Raw genomic sequence first — 21,036 nt, forward strand, 5'->3', positions numbered from 1 at the left:
AAGGACGTCTACCCAGACCACAGTGCGCTATCCGGCACGAGGCGTCGGGGCGCTGTGGACCGCCGGAACGCAGGCGCCCGCCGGCAGCACGGTCCGGCTGCTCGGTCGGGTGCGGGCCGAACTGCTTGAGGCACTGCGGTCCCCCGCAACGACGACGGACTTGGCTCGAGCGCTCGGGATCACGCCCAGCGCCGTCTCACAACACCTTCGCGTACTGCGCGAGAGCGGGCTGGTCGCCCGCGAGCGATCCGGGCGCAGCGTTTTGTATATGACGACCACTCTCGGGGATTCCTTGAGCGGGACGGTTGCCTAAGCCCCCGATGCCGCAGCGCCGTCCTCATCCTGCTTCCACCTTCGGGTGTTCGGTGAGGGATCTTGCAGTCTTGGGGGTCAGCGATGCCATCGCCGCCTACAGTGTGGAGTTGCATCTATGCGTTGAGTGATGGCGATGATCTGGGGCTGCTGCGAGGGAGGCGATGGTGACGTCGTTGCTGGCGAGGCTGGGCCGGGCCGAGGAGGCCACACGGCAGCAATGCGCCGAGCTGTCCCGGCAGCTGGAGGAGCTTCAGGAGCGGCTGGCCACCGCGCAGCGGCGCCTGGAGCGGTTGTCCATCGCGCGTGAGGAACTGGCCGTGCTGGCGGCCGATGCCGAGCCAGGCGATACAAAGCCCGGTGATTCCGCCGGTTACGGTCACCGCCACGACGATGTCGCCGCGCACGGTGCCGGGCTCGGAGAGGCTCCCGGATCGGCTCGTCCGGCCCTGCGGGGGCTGCGCAAGGAGGCAGTGGTGTTGCTGGCCAGTTCCGACAAGCCGCTGCGGGCGCGCGATGTGGTGCGGGCGCTGGGTCAGCAGGACGTCCGTGGCCGGGTGGAGGGGATGCGCGCGCGGCTCAAGCGGCTGGTGAACGATGGCTGGCTGGTCGAGCGTGAGCAGGGCCTGTTCACGATCGCATCCGGAGTGAACGGGTTCACCGGCGAGGGGGACACCGCCACGGACTGAGCCGACGTGCCGGTCTGGATGACCGGATCGAAAAGTGGTGCCGCCGAGCTGCTACTCGACGGCACCGGGTTGCGTGAGCGCCCAGAAGACCTAACTCTTTGAAGGCTCGCGCCTTCCGAGCGTAACGCGCTAGGTGATCGCTTGGAGGCTGTCGAGCCAAACGACGGCCGCTATGCCCGGATGTCCGGGTTTCCGGGGCGGCGGAGGGAAGGCTCGACCATGCCGTCGAGATCGTCACGGCGTTCGGCGCCGTCATCGGGGCGCCGAGGGGCCCTCCGGCCACAGCCGGGCCGCGAGCGCGGTCTCCAGCAGGGCGATGGTGGCCACGTCCGGCCAGGACCGCCCGGCCAGCAGGTCGGCGATGGCCTGGCGATTGACGCCGGAGGCGGCGGCCAGGCCGCGCAGGCTCAGCCGGCGCTCGGCCAGGATGCCGGCCAAGGTGGCGGCGATGGCCTGGACGACGGCGGCGGCGGGATGAGGGGTCAGGTCCGCGTAGGGCCAGGCCTGCGGGTCCTCGGCCAGCTCCCGCGGGGCGGCCGAGCGTGCGCGTCCTCCGACCATCACGAAGTTCTCCTATCGGTGGATGTCACCCGCGACTGTAACGGCTGCTTGTCCAGCCGCTATGGATGGAGTGTGACCCTCGACCCGGACACCTCGGCGAAGATCACTGGCTATCGGCCGCGCAACGCCTCGCCCGGCTGGGAGACGGTAGCCGATCAGGTCCGCGTCACCGTGGCCGCGTCCGCACCGTGGGTCGGCTACCGCATCGAGCGGCTGCTGCACGCGGTCGGCCGGCTGGCGATCTGGTGCCATGGGCACGGGCTGCCCGCCGACCCGGATGTGTGGCTGCGGCACGAGACGATCGACGCGTTTGTGCTGGCCGGATGCGCCGACCTGGCCCCGCGCACCGCGCAGACCTACCGGTCGTGGCTGCGGCAGGTCCGCGCCGCGCTCGCCTGGGCACAGCATGGGGAAAGCACCCCGGTCGCACTCAGCGCCCCCAGCGAGCGCACCGCCCCCTACACACCGGTCGAACTGGCCCGGCTGCGCGGGTGGGCCACCCACCTTCGCGGCCAAACCCGCAGCGATGCCCTCGCGCTGATCGCCTTGGCCGCCGGGTGCGGACTGACCTCGGCCGAACTCGCCGCCGTCCGCGGCAGCCATGTGCGCGTCCTCGATGACGGGACGGTCATCGTCGCCGCGCCGGGCACGACCCGGCTGATCGTCGCCCGCGCGGCCTTCGAACACGACTTGGCCGTCGCCGCCGACACCGCGCTCACCGGCGGGGACCGGTACCTGTTCCGGCCCGGCCGCACGGCCGCCTACGCCAAGAACCTCGTGGCCTCGTGGACCTGGACGCACCGCCCGACCGGAGCCCTTCCCCCGCTGTCGGCGCGGCGGCTGCGCGCCGGCTGGATCGTCGAGTTGCTCAGTGCGCGGATCGACCTGACCGTGGTCGCCGCGGCGGCCGGGCTCGCCCCGAGCGCGCTGGCCCGCTACAGCCATTTCGTCCCGCCTCTGGATACCCGCACCGCCACCGAGCTGCTGCGCGGCCGCTGATGGCGGACGGGTCGCGTCCCCGCACGACGCGGGTGGCCGCCTGCCGTCCCCGGCCGGTCACCGAAGCGCCCCTGCTGATCCCGGACGCGATGGCGGCCCACCTCGATGACCTGCTCACCGACACCGGGGTCATCGAGGTGATCGAGACTGAGTTCGCGCACCGGCCCGGGCCTCCCGGGATGCCGGTCCGCACCGTGCTGCTCGGCCTGCTGCTCGCCGTCTACTACACCGGCAGCGCTCAGCTCGCGGACGCCTGGCGGCTGACGGCCTTCAGTCTCAGCCCGGCCACGCGCCGACGCCATCAGATCCCCGACATCGACCCTGATGACCGGCACGCCCAGCACGCGCTGTCGCGCAGGTTCTACCGCACCTTCGACAAGATCACCACAGGGCTGGATGTCGTCCGCGTCGACCGGCGCCGCCGCCTCACCGCGGCCGAAGCCGACGCCTACACCTCCGCCTGGGACGACGACGAGCCCGAGCACCAGCGCAAACGCGACCTGCTGCAAGACATCGTGACCCGGCTCGTGCTGACCCCGGTCCGCCGGGCCCGAGGCCGCGGCTATCTCGCGCACTACGGCGGGGACGTCGGAATCGACGCCACCGCGATCCCCACCTGGGCCAGACCACCGCGACTTCGCCGCTCCACAGGTCAACCTGTGGCGTCGATCGAGATCACCGCAGGCTGGCACCACAGCGCCGGCGACGGCCCGCCCACCTTCGGCTACAGCGCCACCCTCGCCACCGCCGCCCGCACCCGCGACACGCTCGGCACCCACCCGCAACTCGCGCTCGGCCTGGTCCTCGACACCCCGCACCGGCGCGTCGGCCCGGCCGCGATCACCGCTCTGGACGCCATCGCCTCCCTCGGCCTGCCCACCGGCACGCTCGCCGTCGACCGCGCCTACACCGACCAGAGCGCCGACCACTTCGCGCGGCCCGCCCGCAGGCGCGGTTACCGGCTCGCCCTGGACTACAGGGTCGAGCAGCGCGGACTGCAGGGCTCGGTGCACGGCGCGCTGCTGGTCGACGGCAACCTGGCCTGCCCCTTGATGCCCGATCCGCTCCTGCACGCCACAACCGGCCTCGACGACGCCGCCGTCCGCGCTCCCGACGACGAGCTCACCGCGTTGATCCACGCGCGCCGACCGTACTTGCTCAAGGTCAAGCAGACCTCCGACGCCGAGGGGAGACTTCGCCTGCAGTGCCCGGCCGCCGGGACCGCCCCGTCGGTGAACTGTCCTCGTTTCGCCCAGGCCAGAGCGGCGGCACGCGGCCCGCGCACCCGCATCGACCTGACCGACGCACGGCAGCGGGCCGCGCACGCCGCCGCCAAGCCCACCGCCCTGCTGCCGCAGACCGGCAGCGACGACGGGTGCCTGCCGACGATCTGCACCCAGCAGACCATCACCCTGCGCCCGGGCGACCTCGGCCACAAGGACAAGCTCCGCCAGGACCTGCCCTACCTGAGCCCGGTCTGGAAAGGCGCATTCAAGGCCATCCGAGCGAATACCGAAGGCATTAACGGCAGGTTGAAGGGCCAGGTCATCAACCTGGCCGACCCGACCAACCGGCTCGCCCACGGTCGCGTCGCCCAGACCATCCTGGTCGCCCTCATGGTCTGCGTCGCCAACCAGAAGATCCTGCTGTCCTGGCGGCAGGTCCACAACCCTGAACCCCGGCCGTCGTCCCTCACCGGGGACGGCCTCCCGGCCGAGCCGGGCATCGACGACACCACCGGCAACAGCGGCAGACCTCCGCCCGACCGGCCCTGAACAGATCGTTACCCCGGCCCGTCCCGGCAGCACATCCCAAGGAGCCGGCGCGAGCATGCCCACCGGCCGGTTCGCCCTGCCCTCGACGCGACCGGACACCACCCGAGCCCTTTGCCACGACCGCCGCACCGGCCTCGAACCGCCCGGCGAGCACGGCTACGGGTCCGGAAACGAAGAGAGCCCGCCCGATCCACACGATCAGACGAGCACTCGTGACACATGATCAGGCCATCTCAAGAACAGCCCGGCAAGGCACCCGGAAGATACGCATCACCGTTGACCTGGAGGAAGCCGACTACCGCACCCTCAAAGACCTCACCGACCATCTGGCGATGCTGTCGGGCAACCCCGTTCTCTCCCATGCCGCCGTATGGCGGGAAATGCTCCGCCTCACCGCCGAGAATACTGTCTTGCACCCCGCCCTGGTCATGCGGTTGCGCCCCCTCGCCGAGGGTCCGCCAACGGCTGACACGTAGGCGGCTTACGCGAAGCGCTCGCAGCGGCTTAAGCCGGTTCGGAGTCGGCAAGCCCCGTCACCGGCGGACAAGAACGACAATCAGCAGGATCGCTGACGCGCCGCCAGGCGGCCGCGGGCCGGGCACGCGGCCTTGGCACCGATCCCGGCCTGCCCGCCGCCGAAACGGCGGCCGTCGCGCTCAGCGTCACCGGCACTGAGCCTGAGCTGCGCAGCCGCACCCGAACGATCCAGCGAAAGGCCCTGGCATGGACCACCCCACCCACCTGAGGCACACCTTCGTCGTCATCGACTTCGAGGCTCTGACACCTGCGGGACGACCGGCCGTCCCCATCGAGGTCGCCGCCTTGGCCCTCACCCCCAAGGAAGAGGAACTGGTGGAGGCCTGGCGGTTCCAATCGCTGATGAAACCTCCCCCTGACGTGCCGGTCACCGACTTCGACGTCCGCCAGACCGGCATCACCCCCGCCATGCTGGCCGTCGCCGCTGAACCTGACGACGTGATGGCGCGGCTGGAGGCCATGCTGACCGCGCCGCCGTACCGGCTGGTCGCCCACCACGCCGCCACCGAAGCAAACCTCATCGCCCACCAGCGGGCGCACTGTCCGGCCCTCGCGGCCGTTCCGCTGCTGGACACCGTCCGCCTGGCTCGCCTCGCCTACCCGGAGCTGCACTCCCACGCCCTCGATGAGGTGCTGCGTTTCCTGCGCATCCCCGTCCCCGCCGACCGGCACCGGGCGATGCCGGACGTGGAGGTCACCGCACAGGTGCTGCGCCGCATCCTCGCCGAGAACGCTGCGACGCGCCGCTGGCCCACCATGCACGACCTGGACGCCGCCGCCGGGATCCCCCCTAAGCGTCTGTGCGTCGTCGACGGCGACCAGGAACAGCTCTTCTGATTTCCGGGAAACCACTATGCGCAGCGGCTACGGTCGGCCAGTGACCGCCGACCCCCTGCTCTGCGCCGCTCCCCATCTGCTACGCGCCGGCATGCCTCCCACCACCGGACACATCACGGCCACGCTCAGCGGCAGGTGCGCGTAGGGTCAAACCGCTGGCTTCAGGTATCCAGCGGCGGTCAGTCCCGCGAAGGCGATGTCGGTGTCGGTCAGCTGCCCGCCGAGAACATGCCGGACGAACTCGCCGACCGGCATCAGCACCGTCTCGACGAACTCGCCGTCACCCGGGTCCGGCTCAGCGACTCTGCGGCACCCACGAGCCAAGACCGCGTAGCGGCGCTGCGAGGCGTACGACGCTAGGAAGGTCTGCATGACCACCTCGAGCGTCGCCGCCTCATAGCCGGTCTCCTCCAGCAGCTCCCGAGCCGCCGCGACTTCGACCGGCTCATCGCCGTCAGCGTTGCCGCCCGGCAGCTCCAGCAGGACTTTCCCCGGCCCGGGCCGGTACTGACGGGCCAGCACCACCTGCTCGTCCTCGGTCACCGCGACGATCGCGACGGTTGAGCCGCCCACGAGGATGTCCCAGGTGTCCTCGCGGCCATCCGGGTAGCGGTACCGATGGCCACGAACCGTCAAGAACCCCGCGGGCCCGTCCAGCTCCCCCAGCCGCGTCCACTCACTGACCCTGACAGCATCCACAAGCCCCACCTTAGAGATCAACAAGCCCTCAAATGAAGTAGACCTGACCTGCGCTTACAGGAAGACGACTCAGTCTGGACCGCCTGGCTCGTTGTGAAGACACCGCAGGTCAGAGGTAGCTTCGCTGGATTCACGGCCGAAACTACGGGGATCTCTCCGGCTCCAGGGCGCCCGGCGATCCGCTCGCCAGTGTCGAGGAGGCGCTGCCCGCCATAGGCCATGGCGGCCAGCGCGAAAGGGTCGATCATGCTCTCTCCTGTCGTCCATCGTCGAGCCGCTCCGACCGGGGCGCTCTTGCTCTGTCAGAGAGGAGAGCGTCGAGGACACCGAGCGTTAAACGAGATCTTGAGAATCGTGGCCCGTCTCCACGATCGGCGCTGCCGAACGCCCGAGTTCATCGATCGTCCCGCCAGGAGTCCGTCACCTCTGGCCACCGCTGGCGGCCGAAGGCGCCTGGGCGGTTTACGCGGACCGGGAGAAAGCGATGTTGTGACGCGCGAACAGGCGGCCGAAGAAATCAGCCAACACCCTCTTCCCGCCAGGAGCCGTCAACTCGCCGCCTCCGAATCTATAGACCTCATAGCCCTCAAGCCGGAGATTTCGATCTTCTGAAACCATCTCGGAGTATTTACGCGTATCGGGGCGCCGGATCTGGGGATCCATCTCGAAGTAGCCGGGTGAATCGGGCGGCGGGGCATCGGCGGCCAGCCTGGAGTAGTGCTGAACTCCATCGACCTCGATGACCACGCGGTTGCGATGCGGCAGCAAGAGCAGGAAGTCCATGCGTTGGCGCCGCAGCGGCCCCGGCCGGGAAGGGGGAGGCCGCAGGGCGAGGTCGTAGTGCAGATAGACCTGCGGAATGAGCGCCGGAAGATCATCCCCGCCGGGCTGGGGATAGAAGCTGCAGTAGACATCGAACAAGAGGTGCTCCGGAGGCGACTCCATGGACGCTTTCAAGCGCCGGTAGAGGTGCTGGGAGACCCTGACCTCGTCAGCGTCGTGAAGCTCAGGGACGGTCGACCGCCACCAGGAGGTGAGGTCTCGCCAGGTGAGACCCTCTGCCTTCAGGGAACGTGAGTAGACGAGGCAGTTGTCGGCGTTCCTGACGATCTGTAGGTCGTTGTTGATGGCGCTGCGCAGCACGATCTCCGGCTTCGGGCCGACAGCCGCGAAGATCAGATTCTTGAACTCTCCGTCCACGCCGCCGGCACCGAGACAGACCAGGGCTTGCTCCAACTTGGCGTCATCGTGCTCGTCGAGGAACCGCTGTGCAACGGCGACCAGCTGCGGCAATGAGAGCGGCCGCAGCCGGGCCATCACGTAGCGGAACTTGCTGGCGAAGGCCTCATCCTCTGTGCCGGGTGCAAGGCCGAGGTGCTCACAAAGGGCGGGGAGTTCGTAGGACTTCCACTCAGCGAGCGTCTCGGCGATCATGCCGCGCAGAGTCTCAGCCTTGACAGGGGGTGCCATGCTGTCGAGGTTAGCCGCGCAGACCGACACGGCAAGAGACCTCCGTCCGCCCTCGGCCGCGCAGGTCAGGGACTCAATGCCTGCAATCTCACGACGCATGGCCCTGTCGGCCACAGCGGTGGTGGCGAGCAGACGTCTGAGCACAGAGGTCTCCCTGGGATTTCGGGGATGCAAGCAGACGGAGGCCGCCCCACGTGGCCGCCGGGGTGCCCACAGCCTGGAGCTCCACCTGCGCATCGGTGTCGACGAAGCAGACGCGGCGCTGCCGCACCTGGCTGCCCGCCTCCAGAACCTGCCTGCCCCCTTCTGAAGCACAGACAGCATCACCTGGCCGTTGATCACTGCGGTGTCAACCGCGAAGATCAGGCGCACGTCGAACTCATGCACCGTCTCGGCAGTCCCTGCTGAGAGGGGGCGCGACCCCGATCGTCAGGCGTTTCCCCCGATCCGAAGGCCCGCCCATGCCCGCGCGCTACAACCCCCCGCCCACCTGGCCCGCCCCGCCCGCGGGCTGGTCGCCGCCGCCCGGATGGCGGCCTCCTGCGTCCTGGCCGCCCCCGCCGCCGGGCTGGCAGCTGTGGATCGAGGAACCGGCGCAGCCCCGCTGGGCGCGCGCCGTCGCGCGCGTCTACCTCGGTCCGGCGCACACCGCCCCCAAGCGCAAGGTCATCCGGGCCGGTCTGCTAGGTGTGCTGACACTCGCTGTGCTGACCGCCCCGTTTCGCGGCCCCGCGCCCGCCCCGGTCGCCACCGGCCTCCCGGCGATGACCGCCATGCCCACCCCGTACGGCACCATCAGCCCGGCCCAGCCGCCGGTGGTGGCCACCGCGCCGGCCCAGCCCGTTCCAGCGACCGTCACCGCCACGGTCACCGTGATCATCATGCCGAACCTGACCGGCCGAAACGGCGCTGAGGCCCGCACCCTCCTACAGAACCTCGGCGTGCGCGCCATCACCCTGGAGGCGACCAACGGCAAATCCGTGATCGCTGCCTCCCAGTGGACCGTGGCCGGCCAATCCCACCCGGCCGGAACACGCCTTCTCGCCGATACGACCGTCACCTTACGGGTGCAGCGCCCCCCGGCGCCGCCGCCCAGCACCGCACCGCCGCCCCCCGCGGTCACACCACCGCCGCCGGCCCGGCACACCCGGCCCGCCGACCCACCTCCGCCGCCGACGCAGCGCACTCGGCCCGCCGACCCGCGACCGGCCGACCCGCCGCTCGCTCAGCAGACGACGCCCCCACCTCCGGCAGGCGACGACCCACACTTTGCTACCTGCAAAGAAGCCAACGCCCACGGCTACAGCGACTACCAGCGGGGCGTCGATGCCGAATACGACTGGTATGAGGACCGTGACGGCGACGGCTGGGTCTGCGAGCGACGCTGACCGCCGGGCCGCCGGGCCGCATCGGGCGGCGGCCCGGCGATCGAGTCCGGTCAGGCCAGGTGATCCCGCCGGCCCGGGTGGAGGGGCCGTCAACCTCAGTACTATCCGTCTTTATGCGGGAGGAGTCATGATCAGCCGATCCCCGATGCCGCCGCCCTCGCAGGTGTGGAAGGCCCGGGAAGCAGCCACCCGCGCCGGTGGTGTCGATCCCTGCCCGGCCGGCTGGCCGCGGCCCCGGCACGACGGCCTTCCGGTGCCCTGGGTCACTCCGGTGGACCAGGGACGCGCGCACTGGGCGCTGCTGCACGGTGAGCGGTTGCGGCGCTGCCAGGAGGAGTGGCTCTGCCAGGTCTGCGGCTTTCCGCTGCCCGAGCACGCTTACGTGCTCGCCGACGCCGACGGCGAGCTGACCACCAGCGCCGCAATGCACCGGCGGTGCACCTTGCTGGCGCTCACCGTCTGCCCCGGCCTGCCACCGGACCTGCTGCTGGCCGTGGTCAGCCGGGATGACCTGCTGGGTGATGGCGTACCGCTGGACGAACGCGCCCTGTCCACCTGGAAAAGCCGGAGCCTCACACCCGCGGCGCTGGTCGCCGCGGCCACCGTCGGATCGGGTACCGCGAACGCCGTGACGGCGGCTGCACCTGCGGGCAACGCTACGGAAGCCGCCTGTGGCACGCCATCGCCGCCCGCGCCGACCGCCCCCAGGCCACGACGCGGGAAGAGCGTTTCTCCTCTGGGCTGAGGCGGCCGGTTCCATCCGGCGCTGTCTTCAACCGCCACCCGTCCGGCCACACCTGAATGTGAGAAATAACCCATGAGGCTACGGCGAGCCGCAAAGTGGAGCGAGGCCAAGAGCCCGACCAGGAGATCAGGTGTGTGGCCATACCGTCAAGGCTCGCCGTGCCGACGCGCGAGGTGGACGGTGATGTCGGCGATGATCTCGACCGTTTCCGGCAGAACCTTGATAATCTGGCTGAACACCTGCTCGCGCTCCGCGTCCGGCAGGACGAGATACGCCGAGACGGTCGAGAGATGACCGATGTAGTCGTGAGCGGTCAGCGTCAGACGGCGTTCGATCGCGGCCTGCCGGACATCGGTGAACCACTCCGACCGTTGAAGCTCCGTACCCGGCCACTGCATCTCCGCCTCCGGAGGCGTCCCGTCCGGAGAGGGAACACCGTCATCTGCCAGGAACGGTGATCGCGCCGCGCGGACCGCCTGCTGCACAGCCGGGTCGGCCAGTTCGATCGGGCCCCCGAACGAGGCGAACACGCCGCCCGGCTCGACCAGCGAAGCCACCCGTGACCAACGGCCCTCCGGGTTCGTCCAGTGCAACGCCGCGGCCGCGTAGACCAAGCCGTACCTTTTTCCCGGCCGCAAGTCCTCCAGCGCGGCCTGCATGGTCCTGACGTCCGCCGGCACGTGTCTGCGCAGCTCGGTGAGCATGGCCCCATCGGGGTCGGTCGCAGTCACCGCGATCCCTCGTTCGGCGAACAGGCGGGTGGCCTTGCCCGTCCCGGCGCCGATCTCCAAGGCGGTGCTGACCGGCCGGGCAGCGTAGGCCATCACCAGGTCGAAGAGCTCCACGGGATATCCCGGCCGGAACCGTTCGTAGGCTTCCGCCACTCCACCGAAGCTCAGCGCGCGATCAGACATGCTGAATATCCAACCGCTACTTTGCGGCTCGCCGTTATTTCAGGAGCCCTGGGTCATTCCCGGGGCATGCATCGGCCACCATCATCGGCCAGGGCGTCGGCATTGCGCCCTCGGCCGATGCTATGACCGCGCCCGGCGACCAGACGGTCGTCTCCGCCCCCGCCGCAGCGGTTATCGTGTCCAAAGCTTGCCGAGTGACAACTGCCACCGGGCCCGCTACCGTTTTCCGCAGTGGCCGTTACGCTGGCCCGCTTCCGAGCTGTACCGCGCGCCTACGCCGCGCACCGCAGCGGCGAGGACAAGGTTCCCGGAATCGCGTTACTCCGCAGGGGTTCGATCGTCGTGCGCGGAGGTGCGTAGGACCGCCGCGGATCGAGGATCGCCGTGACCGACAACAAGGCGTTCAAGCGAGCCGTGCGCCGGCTCGCCGAACGCGAGAACCTCCCCTACGCCGAGGCACGCCGCCGGATGCTGGCTGAGGACCCGGCCGTCTTTCACCACCACCCCGCCCCGGATGTGTCGGCGCTGGCCGGCTTGCCGTACACCGCGAACCGGCCGGTGGACCTCCCCCTCGCCGCGGCGATCGTGGGGGCGTGCCGCGCCGGATGCTGGCCGTGCCAGGACTTTCTGATCCCTCGCCTGCTGGAAGAGCGCGCCACGATCGCGGCTCTGGCCGGTGCCGTCTACAGCCTGTGGCCCACCGCGGGCCCGCTGGCCTCCCCCGCCACCCGGGCCTGGCACCCGCTGGTGAGGGCGGCACGCGACAGCGACGGCGGCACCGCGGTGATGGCCGCCATCGACCGCATGTCAGCGAAAGAGGTCACCGACCTCCTGGACGACGCGCTTGACCACTGGGCCCTCGGCGGGGCCGACGTCACACCGCTTCTGCTCGACCTGGACGCGGCCGGGCAGGGTGAACCCCAAGCCCGGACAGACGACCAGACAGACGGTCGGCCGCCGGGCTACCGGCTTTCCCCGGGCACGGTGACCACCTCCTACGGGCCGCTGCCGGTGCTGCTGCTGCAGCCGGCCACGGCCGACGCCGGCGCCGAAGACCTGCGTGGCCGGTGCCGGTGGCAGCCGTGGGACCTGAGCGTCGTTCCCGCCCTCGACGCCACCTGGCGGATCCGCATGGACATCGCTACCCGCTCCCTGCGGGAGATCGTCCACGTGGACGCCGAGGGATTCGACGACCTCGAGTTGTGGGTGGCCGCCGAGCCCGACCGGCTGCCTGAGGACTAGTGGAACCTCGTCGACCGCGCCCAGCAGGTGCTGCTGTGCGGGCCGGTCGACGCCGGCGACCATGCCACGCCGCTCGATGCGCTCACCGCCGCGCTCACCGCGGGTGAGCTGCTGGCCGTCCTCGGACGGGCGCGGTTCCAGTGAGCACCGGGCAGCAATCCTCCACCGCTGCGGATTCCACCGCGCATCTGCGCGCCAGGGACCGCATTACCCTCGATGAGCTCGCCGTGCACCTCGATGCCGCCGCGGTGTGGCTGCGTCAGCTCGCCATCGCCGCGGAGACCCCTGCGGTGCCGATCGAGCTCGGCGCGAACGTTTCCGACCGGCTGGATGCGATGGCCGACGAACTCGCCCGCCTCAGCCGGGACGTCGCGCAGGCCGACACGATCATCTCCGAGGGGCAGCCGCTTCGGCCGTGCCTGCCCGACCGGGCGCCCTGGGGCGCGCGAGCGCACGGCTGCGACCGCGGACAGTGGGGCAAACGCCTATCGACGGTGTTGTCACTGCGGCAGGTGTTGATGCTGGCGGCCGCGGACCTGCCATGGAACGACGAGGAGCGGGGTATCGCCTACCTCGACGGTCTCAACGGGCTGCCCGGCCTGGAGGAATGGGAGTCGTCGCGCGCCGCCGAGCGGCGAGCCGCTGCCCGGCGAGCAGCGATCCAGGCGCAGGCTCTCAAGGAGCACTGCGAGACCTGCCAGGCCATCCCAGGGATGCACTGCCGAACGAAGAACGACCGTATCGCCGACGCCTACCACAAGCCGCGGCTCGCGCTGGCGACCCAGGTCGTCGACGAACGGCGGGAAGAAGGCTGAGCGGCACCCCACCGGCGTTCGTCCCCGGACCCATCGAGTGATGGAGACGCCTCGGCTGATCCGGCTGGCCGTCGGTTCGGCGACGTCGACGCGCGCCGACCGGCGGCCACGGTGCTCTCGGCGACGGCTCATGCGACGCCCCGCAGGCTTCACCGGGCCGCCGAGATTGCGCGGGACGGCGGCGGTGACCGCGGTGAGGGCCGCTACCCGCGGCCGACCCGGACCAGGCTTTCAGGAGGTGGTCGATTTCCCGGAAACCGGGATGCGCAGCGGCTACGGTCGGCTGATGACCAACGACACCCTGCCTTCCACCGCTCCTGAGCTGCTGCGCGTCGGCATGGTCGCCGCTCTGAAAGAACGGGGCTTCATCCGCTCTGCTGAGGTGGAAGCGGCCTTCGCCGCGGTACCGCGCGAGAGGTTCGCGCCCGAGGCGCCGCTGGAGGCCGCCTACTGCGCCCAGGACGTGGTCGTCACCAAACGCGGCCCCGACGGCCGGGCGACGAGTTCGATCAGCGCGCCCTGGCTCCAAGCCGAAATGCTCGAAGCCGCGCAGCTCACCGCCGGTGCGAAGGTGCTCGAAGTCGGCTCAGGCGGCTACAACGCCGCGCTCATCGCCGAGATCGTCGGCCCGGAGGGTCTGGTGGTCAGTATGGACATCGACCCGTTCGTCGCCGAACGGGCGGAGCGGTTTCTGGCCGAGACCGGTTATGCGCAGGTGCGGGTCGTGCTGGGCGATGCCGAGCATGCCGCCGCCGAGCACGCTCCCGAGGGCGGCTTCGATGCGATCATCGTCACGGTGGGCGTCTTCGACATCCCGTGGGGGCCTTTGCTCGCCCAGGCCGGCCGGATGGTAGTGCCCTTGCGGTTCTCCACGATCAGTCGTTCCTTCACCTTCGTCCGAGACGGCGACCACTTCGTCGGCGAGAACCCCACGGTGTGCGGATTCGTCGCCGTCCAAGGAGCCGGGGCGCTGCCCGACCAGGAGGCTCTCCTGGCCGACGGCGCGGTGCGACTGACGCTGGAAGAAGGCCCCGCCCTCGACGTCGCGGCGCTGGATCGGGCCCTGGCCAGTGAGCGGGTCGAGCTGTGGACCGGCGTCACGATCAGCCGGGGTGAGCCGTTCGATTCGATGCACCTGTGGATCGCCACGGTCGATGACCGGTTCGGCATGATCTGGCAGGACCCCGAGCGCGGCTGCGGCCTGCCTCTGCTGGCGATGCGCTGGTATTGCCCGGTGCTCATCACCGCCGACAGTTTCGCCTACCTTGCGATCCGCGAACCGCTCCAGGCGCAGGAGACGCCGGAGCGCCGGTGGGAGTTCGGCGTCTGCGGATACGGGCCCGCCGCCGCTGAACTCGCCCACACCCTTCATGATCACGTTCAGGTGTGGGACCGCGACTGGCGCACCCACCCCGCCCCGGCGTTCACCCTCTACCCCGCCGATGCCCGCCCGCCTGCCCCGGCGGTCGGCCGGATCTTCCGCAAACGGCACACCCAGCTGGTCCTGAGCTGGCGCTGACCGCACGAGGAGACGGCCCGGCTTTCATGGCCTGCGCCGGTGATCTGTAGTCGGCGGCGGCGAACGATAGGTGGCGGATGTAGGTCGGGTCGGCCTGTGCGATGTCACCCCCCACCTTGCCGAGACCGGGGCGAAGCCTGACTCGGCCTCGGCGCTGCGGATGATGAGGTCATTGCGGATCCCCTGTGCGAGGAGATCCCGAGCGTGCGCCGGGCAGGACGAGGGTGCGCGGCGTCGTCTGTTACGCGGTGAGGCCGAGGAACTCCTGCACCGCCCGGACCTGCTGGTGCTTGCCCAGTTCGGTCCGCAGTTCGTCCAGCGTGCTGGACCCGCGGGCCGAGTCGACCCCGCCCATGCGGCCGACCACCTCGTGCGCGCTTTCCAGCGCGGCGTCGACGTCGCCGAGCGCGAGGTGCGCCGCGGATTTACGCGCCAGGTAGATGGCCGCGCCGCGGGCTTCCTTGTCCGGATCGTAGGGGTCATGGTGGGAGACGGCGGCGGAGAAGTGCGTCAGAGCGCGCCGGGGATCTTTCAGCGTCAGCGCTGAGCTGGCCGCCACCTGATGCAGTTCCCCGGCGGTCACCCAGTACATGCCCGGCAGGTCTTCGGCGGCCGGGCCGGCACGATCGTAGGCGGCCAGCGCGGCGTCGACCGCCTTGAAAGCCGCCACCGACTCTCCTGCCTTGGAATGCGCGCGGGCCCGGCGGGCGTGCAGCATGGCCACCACCCGCGGGGAGGTGATTTTCTGCTGCGCCGACAGGGCGCCGTCGAGAAGGCCCAAAGCTCCGCGCGCATCACCGCGGGCGTAGCGCAGGTTCGCCCAGAACGCCAGCACGATCGCGGCCATCGTGTCGTCACCGGCGCTGGCCGCGGCCCGCAGCGCGGCGATGAAGTGCCGCTCGGCGGCGGCGGTGTACCCGGCGTCATAGGCGCACCAGCCGGCCAGACGGGACGCCTCGGCGGCCGCCGCATACAGGCGGCGGCCGATGTCGTCGGTGTGGGCCGATTCGGTCAGGATCCGGGTGATCAGCCGCAGCTCAGCGGTCGCGGCGTCGTACGCCTGCCCGGAGCCGACCTGATCATCCAGGTGACGCAATGCGTCCAGGCGCGCATCGAACAGCTTCACGACCTGGTGGCCGACCCGGCGGCCGGCCGTGGGGGCGCTGGTGGAGGAGGGAGCGGTCGCCCACTGGGCGATGATCGCGGCGAGCGTGCCGGTTGAGGTGACCAGGAAACCCCGACGATCCACCGGTCCTCCTAGGTTCTCCAGTGCTTTGACGGTACCCGCCGGGCTCCAGGCAGATTCCACAACCGCGTGGTCGTCGTGGAATGCGAGCAACAGCCAATCGGGCCAGCCCCGATGGTGGACCTCCCGCCGGTCGACCCCGAACACCTCGGCCATGGCGAGCTGGACGGTGATGTACGGCGTGGTTCCCGCCGCCCAACGGCAGACCTTCTCCTTGCGGGTGCCGATCCCGCCGTGTCCCAGGGCGCGGTGGCGGGCATCCACCCTGGTCAAGAACATGCTCGCCGTCCAGTGGCGGCGGGCGATCAGCGTGGTGAGCGGATGAGGCTCCACCGGAGCGTTCACGTGCGACCCCTCCCCTTTGAGGGTGTGCTCTGCAGTGTGTGGTCCCCGAGGCGTTCGCCGTCACGAGCATGCAGCCGCAACGCAACCCCGGGCAACCGGAACGCAACCCAAGGCAACGGCTGACCTCTTTTGCCGCGCGGCTTCAGCGGCTGTGCTGGAAACACGACACCCACCAGGGGAAGGCCACCATGCGATGACGCTTGAGCCCGGTGTTCACCGGCCGCGAGATGACCGCGGCCACGTCGCCGGGGCCGACCGTCAGCAGCGGCTCTTGCCGCCCGGATCATCATGCGAGGCCCGTGCACGCGGACCTTCATCGCGTGGCACCTGGGCGCCCCCACCACACCCCGCAGGCGCTCCACACCGATCCATCCACGACGAAAGAGAGTGATCATGACCGCCACCCTGACGGCATCGGCTGCCGATCTCTTCGACCTCGACCGTCGCGTCGAGGAGGACGCATCGCCCATGCTGCGGGACGCCTCGGAGAACTGCACGAACAACGGCTGCACGAAGACGTGCAACTCGTGCGGGTGCAGCAAGGGCTGCTGATTCCCCATCCGCCGGTGGAGGGGCACAGGCAGCACGGCGTCCTGGCCCCTTCCACCGGCGCCCCTTCTCAGAAAGGCGAGCACATCATGACCTCCAGGAACAGCCCGGGGCGTGGGGGCTTCGTCTGCAGCCCCGAAGCCGTCTGGGCCCGGGTTGCGCTCATGCCCGCCGCTTCATCGGCTGAACGCCACGCCGCCGCGTCCGCCGGCCCGCTGCTGGCCGAGGGTCTGTTCCTGTCCTCGCGGCACCTGCAGGCCCAGGAGCGGCATGGCGCGGCCGCGGCGGGCCTCCACCAGCGGATGGCCCAGACCCTCCGCGCCTATGAGCTGCGGGCCCGTCATCGGTGTGTCCCCTCCGGGGTGTTCGCCGGGGTCAGCCTTGCCACCACAGGGGGTCCACTCTCTTCGATGACGGTCGGCGCCGCTCACCGGCCGCGCACCAATCCCGCCCCGCGCTGGCTGAGCTTGGCCTGCGCTCTGCTGCTGGCCGACGAACAATCCACCTTCGACGCCGCGGTCTTCACCAGCTCGCCTGCGGTAACCCGGCGGGGGAACCGGCTGGAGGTTGAGGGTCAAACCGCAGGGGATACCGCCGCGGCCCCGGGACGCATCACCGTCGCCGCGACCGCCGTCACCGAGCTGATCCTGACCCGTTGCGAGCGGGGAGCATCCGGCGGCCAGCTGATCGAGGCGATCGGCGGCACCTGGCCCCAGGTGCCAGGCCAGCTGATCCGCGACACGGTCATGACCCTGGCCGCCGACGGGTTCCTGCTCAGCGGCCTGCTGCCCGCCGACGTCACCGACGACCCGCTGGCCTGGCTGGTCAAGCAGTTGCCCGCCCGCTCACGCCACCGCGAGGCGTTGACTCGGCTGCGGGATCTCCTGCTCGATGCCGACCAGCAGCCGCCCGGACACCCTGGCCGGCTCGCGCTGCTGCGACAGGCGCACAATGTGGCCGATCAGGTCGTCCACTGCCAGCGGCCGTTGATCGTCGACACGGTCGCCGACGCCCGTATCCATCTGGCGGACGGCCTGCTGGCCGAAGCGGCTCAGGCGGCCGGGGTCTTGGCCCGGATCAGCTCCGGGCCCGATCCGCTGGCGGACTACCATGCCCGCTTCCTGCAGCGGTACGGGCCGCATCGGCCCGTACCGCTGCAGGAGGTCGTCGATCCCACCCTAGGCCTCGGTGCGCCGACGCTGTCGCGGCCGGTCGATCCCGGCGACCGGCACCGGGAGCATCTGGCGCACCTGCTGGGCCGGGCGCTGGCCGCCGGCCAGCGGGAGATCGTGCTCACCGACGCCGACGTCGCCGCGTTGACGCCACCGGGTGAGCAGGAGCCGCCGCCTTCCTCGGCGGAGGTGTACGCCTCCGTCATCGCCGCCAGCACCTACGACCGTGACCAGGGCCGCTTCCAGTTGGCGATCACCGCGATCACTCACACCGCTGGCTCCAGCCTGGGCCGGTTCGCGTCCCTGCTGCCGGTCGGCTCTCCCGGCCCGGCCCGGCAGGACGGCGCCCAGATCTGCGAGATCACCGTCCGGATGCGGGTCGCGGAGGTAGGCGGGCTGGCCCCGCCCACCGGCTGGGCTACCGCGCTGCCCATCGGCCTGCCCGGCGGCCCTGAGGCCATCGCGGCCGCTGATGTGCTGATCGTCTCTGACGGGGCGCGCCTGCAGGCCTGGTCGGCGCGGCTGGGCCGCCGGTTGACGCCGCTGTTGTTCTCCCGGCTGAACAGCCGCTTTCTGCCGCCCGCCGCCCGCCTGCTCCGGCTGATCGGAGAGCAGGGCCGCCCGTGGCACGACTGGGACTGGGGAGCGCTGGACGCGCTGCCGTACCAGCCCCGGATCCGCTACGGCGCCACCATCGTGGCCCCGGCGCGCTGGCGGCTGCCCGCCGCGCTCATCGCCGCCGCCCCCTCCGCCGCCCGATGGGAGAAGGCGCTGGAGGCCTGGCGTACTGAGGGGCCCTGCCCGCCGGACCGGGTGGTGGTCACCGCCGACGGCGACCGGAACCTGCCCCTGGATGTGGAACACCCCGAGGATCGGCAGTTGCTGCGCCGCTACGTCCGGCGCGGGTTGACGGCGGTCACCGAACAGCCGGGCGGCCCGGACGCCGTCCGCGCGGTGGCGGCCGGACCGGACGGCCACCACGCCGTGGAGGTGGTCATCCCCCTCACCCACCACCCTTTGACCGCATCCCCGCCCCGGCCTCAGACTCAGCCGGCGCCCGCCCGGCCACGCGCCGCCCACCTGCATCTGCCCGGCGGGTCATGGCTGTCGTGCGTGATGCCCGCCGCGCCCGCCCAGCACGACGACCTGCTCACAGCGTTGTCGAGGTGGCTGCCGCAGGTGAGCGATCTGGTCGATCGCTGGTTCTTTCTGCGCTACGACGATCCGCAGCATGGCCCGCATCTGCGGATCCGCTTCCACGGCCGGCCGCACGCCTTGGGCGGCCACGTACTGCCCGCCCTGTCAGCCTGGGCGAGCGACATGATCGCCCAACGGCTGCTGGGGGACCTGACCCTGGCCTCCTACGACCCGGAGATCGAACGCTACGGCGGCCGGGAGGCCCTCGGCCACGCGGAGGCGGTGTTCTCCGTCGACAGCCACCTCGTGCTGGCCGCCGTCGCCGCGCTCCCTGGCAGCCAGGAGCGGATCGTGTTCGCCGCGCACACCGCGGCGCTCATCACCCGGATCCTGGCCGCCGGCGATCGGCGGGCCTTGGCCGGGCGGCACCTGGAGCGCGCCGGACGTAACCGGGTGAACGCGCTGCGCCCGGCAGCCCGCGCCGCCGACCACGACCCGGACGGCTACAGCACCGGGGGCCTGCCCGGCGGCGCGCACCGGCCGGCGCTGATCGCGGCGCTGAACTGCTACCGCGAGCGGCTGAAGCCCGAGCAGCGGGCCAAGGTCGCCTCCGCGGTCATCCACATGCACGCCAACCGGCTCGGCATCGATCCTGCGGCCGAACCCCTGGCCCGAGCCCTGGCCGCCGACCTCATCGCCCGCCCGAGCAGGCACCATGACCGATGAAGCGCTGACGCGCGCGTGCCGCGCCCAGGTACTGGCCTGCGCTGAACTGCTGCTGGAGCCTGCGACGGTCCGCCGTGCCCTGCCCGGCCGCGATGCGGCCACCCTCTCCCACGGGCTGGCCGGAACGGCGCTGCTGCATGCCCGGCTGGCCGCCGTCGATCCGGCGTTCGAGGCCGCCGCCCTGCGGCACTGGCACGCGGCCATCGAGACCGCCCGAACGATTCGCGGGCAGAATCCGGGCATCTGCGGCCTGCCGGGCGGTATCGCCGCCTCCCTGGTCGTCGGAACCCCCTACCTGGCCGATCCCGGGCCGCTCGCCGAGGCGACCGGTCAGGCGGTGACCTGGCTGGCCGCGCGCACACGCGACCACGCCACCGCCTGCCGCGCCGCGCTGCGCACGCCCGGCGCGCTGCGCTGGAGTCACTATGACGTCCTGACCGGCCTGACCGGCACCGCCCGCGTCCTGCTCGCCGCCGCATCAACCGGTCACCGCCACGCCGAGCCCGCCCTGGCAGCGGCGACCGGCTTCCTGAGCGACCTGCTGACCACCCGCCATGACGGCCGGCCGGCCTGGTGGATCCCCCACACCGGCCATCTCCCAGGCAGCACCGGGATCCCGGCCTCCGGAGCCACCCACACCGGCCTGGCGCACGGCATCGCCGGCCCGCTCGCCCTGCTGGCCCTCACCGAGCTGACCGGCCGATCCAGCCCAGCCCAGCGCCAGGCCCTCAGCGCCGCCGCCCAGTGGCTGCTGGCCTGGCACGACGAGGACGGCACCTGGCCACCGATGATCGACGGCGACCAGCTCGACGGCGCCTCCGCTTCCTCCCAGCATGGGCGACGGCACGCCTGGTGCTACGGCACCCCCGGGATCGCCCACGCCCTGCGCCTGGCCGCGACCGCGCTCGCCGACCCCGCCCTGCGCGCGGCAGCCGACCACGCGACCGCCACCATGGGCGCCCAGCCACCTGCCGCCTGGGACACCGACGGCGTGACCTTCTGCCACGGCCACGCCGGCGTCCTGGCCGCCCTACCGGATGATCATCCGGGCCGCGACCACGCCGCACGAACCATCACCCGCCGCTTCGCCGGCCACCACCGGTTCGGCTGGCAGCATCAAGACCAGAACCGCATCGACGACCTGCCGGGCCTGCTGACCGGTTCCGCCGGAGTGGCGCTGGCGCTGGCCGACTACGCGCACCTGCCGCACCATCCGATCACCTCCCCCTGGGACAGCCTGCTCCTGCTGTCATGACCCCCTGCGCCCCCGGCACCGCCACCCGTGATCACCGCTGAAGGACACGATCTGATGGCCGACGAAACCCCCGCCGCCTCCGCCGCCACCCCCCTAGACTGAGC

Annotated in this window: 19 protein-coding genes; 14 read left to right on the plus strand and 5 right to left on the minus strand. The window is 71.1% G+C overall.

From position 1 onward, the window contains the following. The first annotated feature begins 109 nt into the window (after positions 1–109). On the plus strand, positions 110–313 hold the full coding sequence (locus tag AB0D67_RS30515) for a metalloregulator ArsR/SmtB family transcription factor (RefSeq protein WP_362943831.1): 204 nt from the start codon (positions 110–112) through the stop codon (positions 311–313). Between the two features lie 166 nt (positions 314–479). Next, positions 480–1,001 (plus strand): hypothetical protein, encoded by a 522-nt coding sequence (locus AB0D67_RS30520; RefSeq protein ID WP_362943673.1) that lies wholly within the window; start codon positions 480–482, stop codon positions 999–1,001. A gap of 252 nt (positions 1,002–1,253) precedes the next feature. Here the strand turns inward: AB0D67_RS30520 and AB0D67_RS30525 are convergent, their stop codons facing one another. Then, positions 1,254–1,562, minus strand: coding sequence for a helix-turn-helix transcriptional regulator (locus AB0D67_RS30525; RefSeq protein ID WP_362943834.1), 309 nt, complete (start codon positions 1,560–1,562; stop codon positions 1,254–1,256). A gap of 72 nt (positions 1,563–1,634) precedes the next feature. On the opposite strand from AB0D67_RS30525, the gene AB0D67_RS30530 reads away from it, so the two are divergent. The 4 genes from AB0D67_RS30530 (at position 1,635) to AB0D67_RS30545 (ending at position 5,710) form a co-directional block, all read left to right on the plus strand. Continuing rightward, a complete protein-coding gene (locus AB0D67_RS30530; protein ID WP_362943676.1) occupies positions 1,635–2,561 on the plus strand; it encodes a hypothetical protein in 927 nt (308 codons plus the stop codon). Then, a complete protein-coding gene (locus AB0D67_RS30535; protein ID WP_362943679.1) occupies positions 2,561–4,336 on the plus strand; it encodes a hypothetical protein in 1,776 nt (591 codons plus the stop codon). Before AB0D67_RS30530 ends, AB0D67_RS30535 begins: the two co-directional genes overlap by 1 nt. Before the next feature lie 212 nt (positions 4,337–4,548). Beyond that, positions 4,549–4,812 carry a hypothetical protein gene (locus AB0D67_RS30540; RefSeq protein ID WP_362943682.1) on the plus strand — a complete coding sequence of 88 codons (264 nt, stop codon included), beginning with the start codon at positions 4,549–4,551 and terminating at the stop codon, positions 4,810–4,812. 247 nt (positions 4,813–5,059) lie between these two features. Further along, on the plus strand, positions 5,060–5,710 hold the full coding sequence (locus AB0D67_RS30545; protein ID WP_362943685.1) for a 3'-5' exonuclease: 651 nt from the start codon (positions 5,060–5,062) through the stop codon (positions 5,708–5,710). Positions 5,711–5,857: 147 nt separating this feature from the next. Here AB0D67_RS30545 and AB0D67_RS30550 read toward each other — a convergent pair whose 3' ends face one another. Together AB0D67_RS30550 and AB0D67_RS30555 are read right to left on the minus strand one after the other, a co-directional pair. Next, a complete protein-coding gene (locus AB0D67_RS30550) occupies positions 5,858–6,409 on the minus strand; it encodes an NUDIX hydrolase (protein WP_362943688.1) in 552 nt (183 codons plus the stop codon). A 462-nt stretch (positions 6,410–6,871) separates the two neighbouring features. Further along, a complete protein-coding gene (locus AB0D67_RS30555) occupies positions 6,872–8,023 on the minus strand; it encodes a hypothetical protein (RefSeq protein ID WP_362943691.1) in 1,152 nt (383 codons plus the stop codon). A gap of 317 nt (positions 8,024–8,340) precedes the next feature. Here AB0D67_RS30555 and AB0D67_RS30560 point away from each other — a divergent pair, with 317 nt between their 5' ends. Together AB0D67_RS30560 and AB0D67_RS30565 are read left to right on the plus strand one after the other, a co-directional pair. Then, positions 8,341–9,267, plus strand: coding sequence for a PASTA domain-containing protein (locus AB0D67_RS30560; RefSeq protein WP_362943694.1), 927 nt, complete (start codon positions 8,341–8,343; stop codon positions 9,265–9,267). A 127-nt stretch (positions 9,268–9,394) separates the two neighbouring features. Further along, complete coding sequence (locus tag AB0D67_RS30565; RefSeq protein WP_362943697.1) at positions 9,395–10,012, plus strand: hypothetical protein; 618 nt, start codon at positions 9,395–9,397, stop codon at positions 10,010–10,012. 146 nt (positions 10,013–10,158) lie between these two features. Here AB0D67_RS30565 and AB0D67_RS30570 read toward each other — a convergent pair whose 3' ends face one another. Further along, entirely contained in the window at positions 10,159–10,926 is a 768-nt protein-coding gene (locus AB0D67_RS30570; protein WP_362943700.1) for a class I SAM-dependent methyltransferase, read from the minus strand. 384 nt (positions 10,927–11,310) lie between these two features. Between AB0D67_RS30570 and AB0D67_RS30575 the strand changes: the two genes are divergently transcribed. From AB0D67_RS30575 to fxlM, 3 genes are all read left to right on the plus strand, one after another. After that, complete coding sequence (locus AB0D67_RS30575; protein WP_362943703.1) at positions 11,311–12,168, plus strand: hypothetical protein; 858 nt, start codon at positions 11,311–11,313, stop codon at positions 12,166–12,168. A gap of 140 nt (positions 12,169–12,308) precedes the next feature. After that, entirely contained in the window at positions 12,309–12,983 is a 675-nt protein-coding gene (locus AB0D67_RS30580) for a hypothetical protein (RefSeq protein ID WP_362943706.1), read from the plus strand. Between the two features lie 286 nt (positions 12,984–13,269). Then, entirely contained in the window at positions 13,270–14,502 is a 1,233-nt protein-coding gene (fxlM, locus tag AB0D67_RS30585; RefSeq protein ID WP_362943709.1) for a methyltransferase, FxLD system, read from the plus strand. 241 nt (positions 14,503–14,743) lie between these two features. Here fxlM and AB0D67_RS30590 read toward each other — a convergent pair whose 3' ends face one another. Next, on the minus strand, positions 14,744–16,093 hold the full coding sequence (locus tag AB0D67_RS30590; protein WP_362943712.1) for a hypothetical protein: 1,350 nt from the start codon (positions 16,091–16,093) through the stop codon (positions 14,744–14,746). Between the two features lie 393 nt (positions 16,094–16,486). Between AB0D67_RS30590 and AB0D67_RS30595 the strand changes: the two genes are divergently transcribed. From AB0D67_RS30595 to AB0D67_RS30605, 3 genes are all read left to right on the plus strand, one after another. Then, positions 16,487–16,645, plus strand: a complete 159-nt coding sequence (locus AB0D67_RS30595; RefSeq protein WP_362943715.1) for a hypothetical protein — start codon at positions 16,487–16,489, stop codon at positions 16,643–16,645. 161 nt (positions 16,646–16,806) lie between these two features. Continuing rightward, positions 16,807–19,677, plus strand: a complete 2,871-nt coding sequence (locus AB0D67_RS30600; protein WP_362943718.1) for a lantibiotic dehydratase — start codon at positions 16,807–16,809, stop codon at positions 19,675–19,677. Further along, positions 19,667–20,932 carry a lanthionine synthetase LanC family protein gene (locus AB0D67_RS30605; protein ID WP_362943721.1) on the plus strand — a complete coding sequence of 422 codons (1,266 nt, stop codon included), beginning with the start codon at positions 19,667–19,669 and terminating at the stop codon, positions 20,930–20,932. Before AB0D67_RS30600 ends, AB0D67_RS30605 begins: the two co-directional genes overlap by 11 nt. The last annotated feature ends 104 nt before the right edge of the window (positions 20,933–21,036 follow it).

Origin of the sequence: Streptosporangium sp. NPDC048047, from assembly GCF_040653115.1 — a bacterium.
GTDB lineage: Bacteria > Actinomycetota > Actinomycetes > Streptosporangiales > Streptosporangiaceae > Streptosporangium.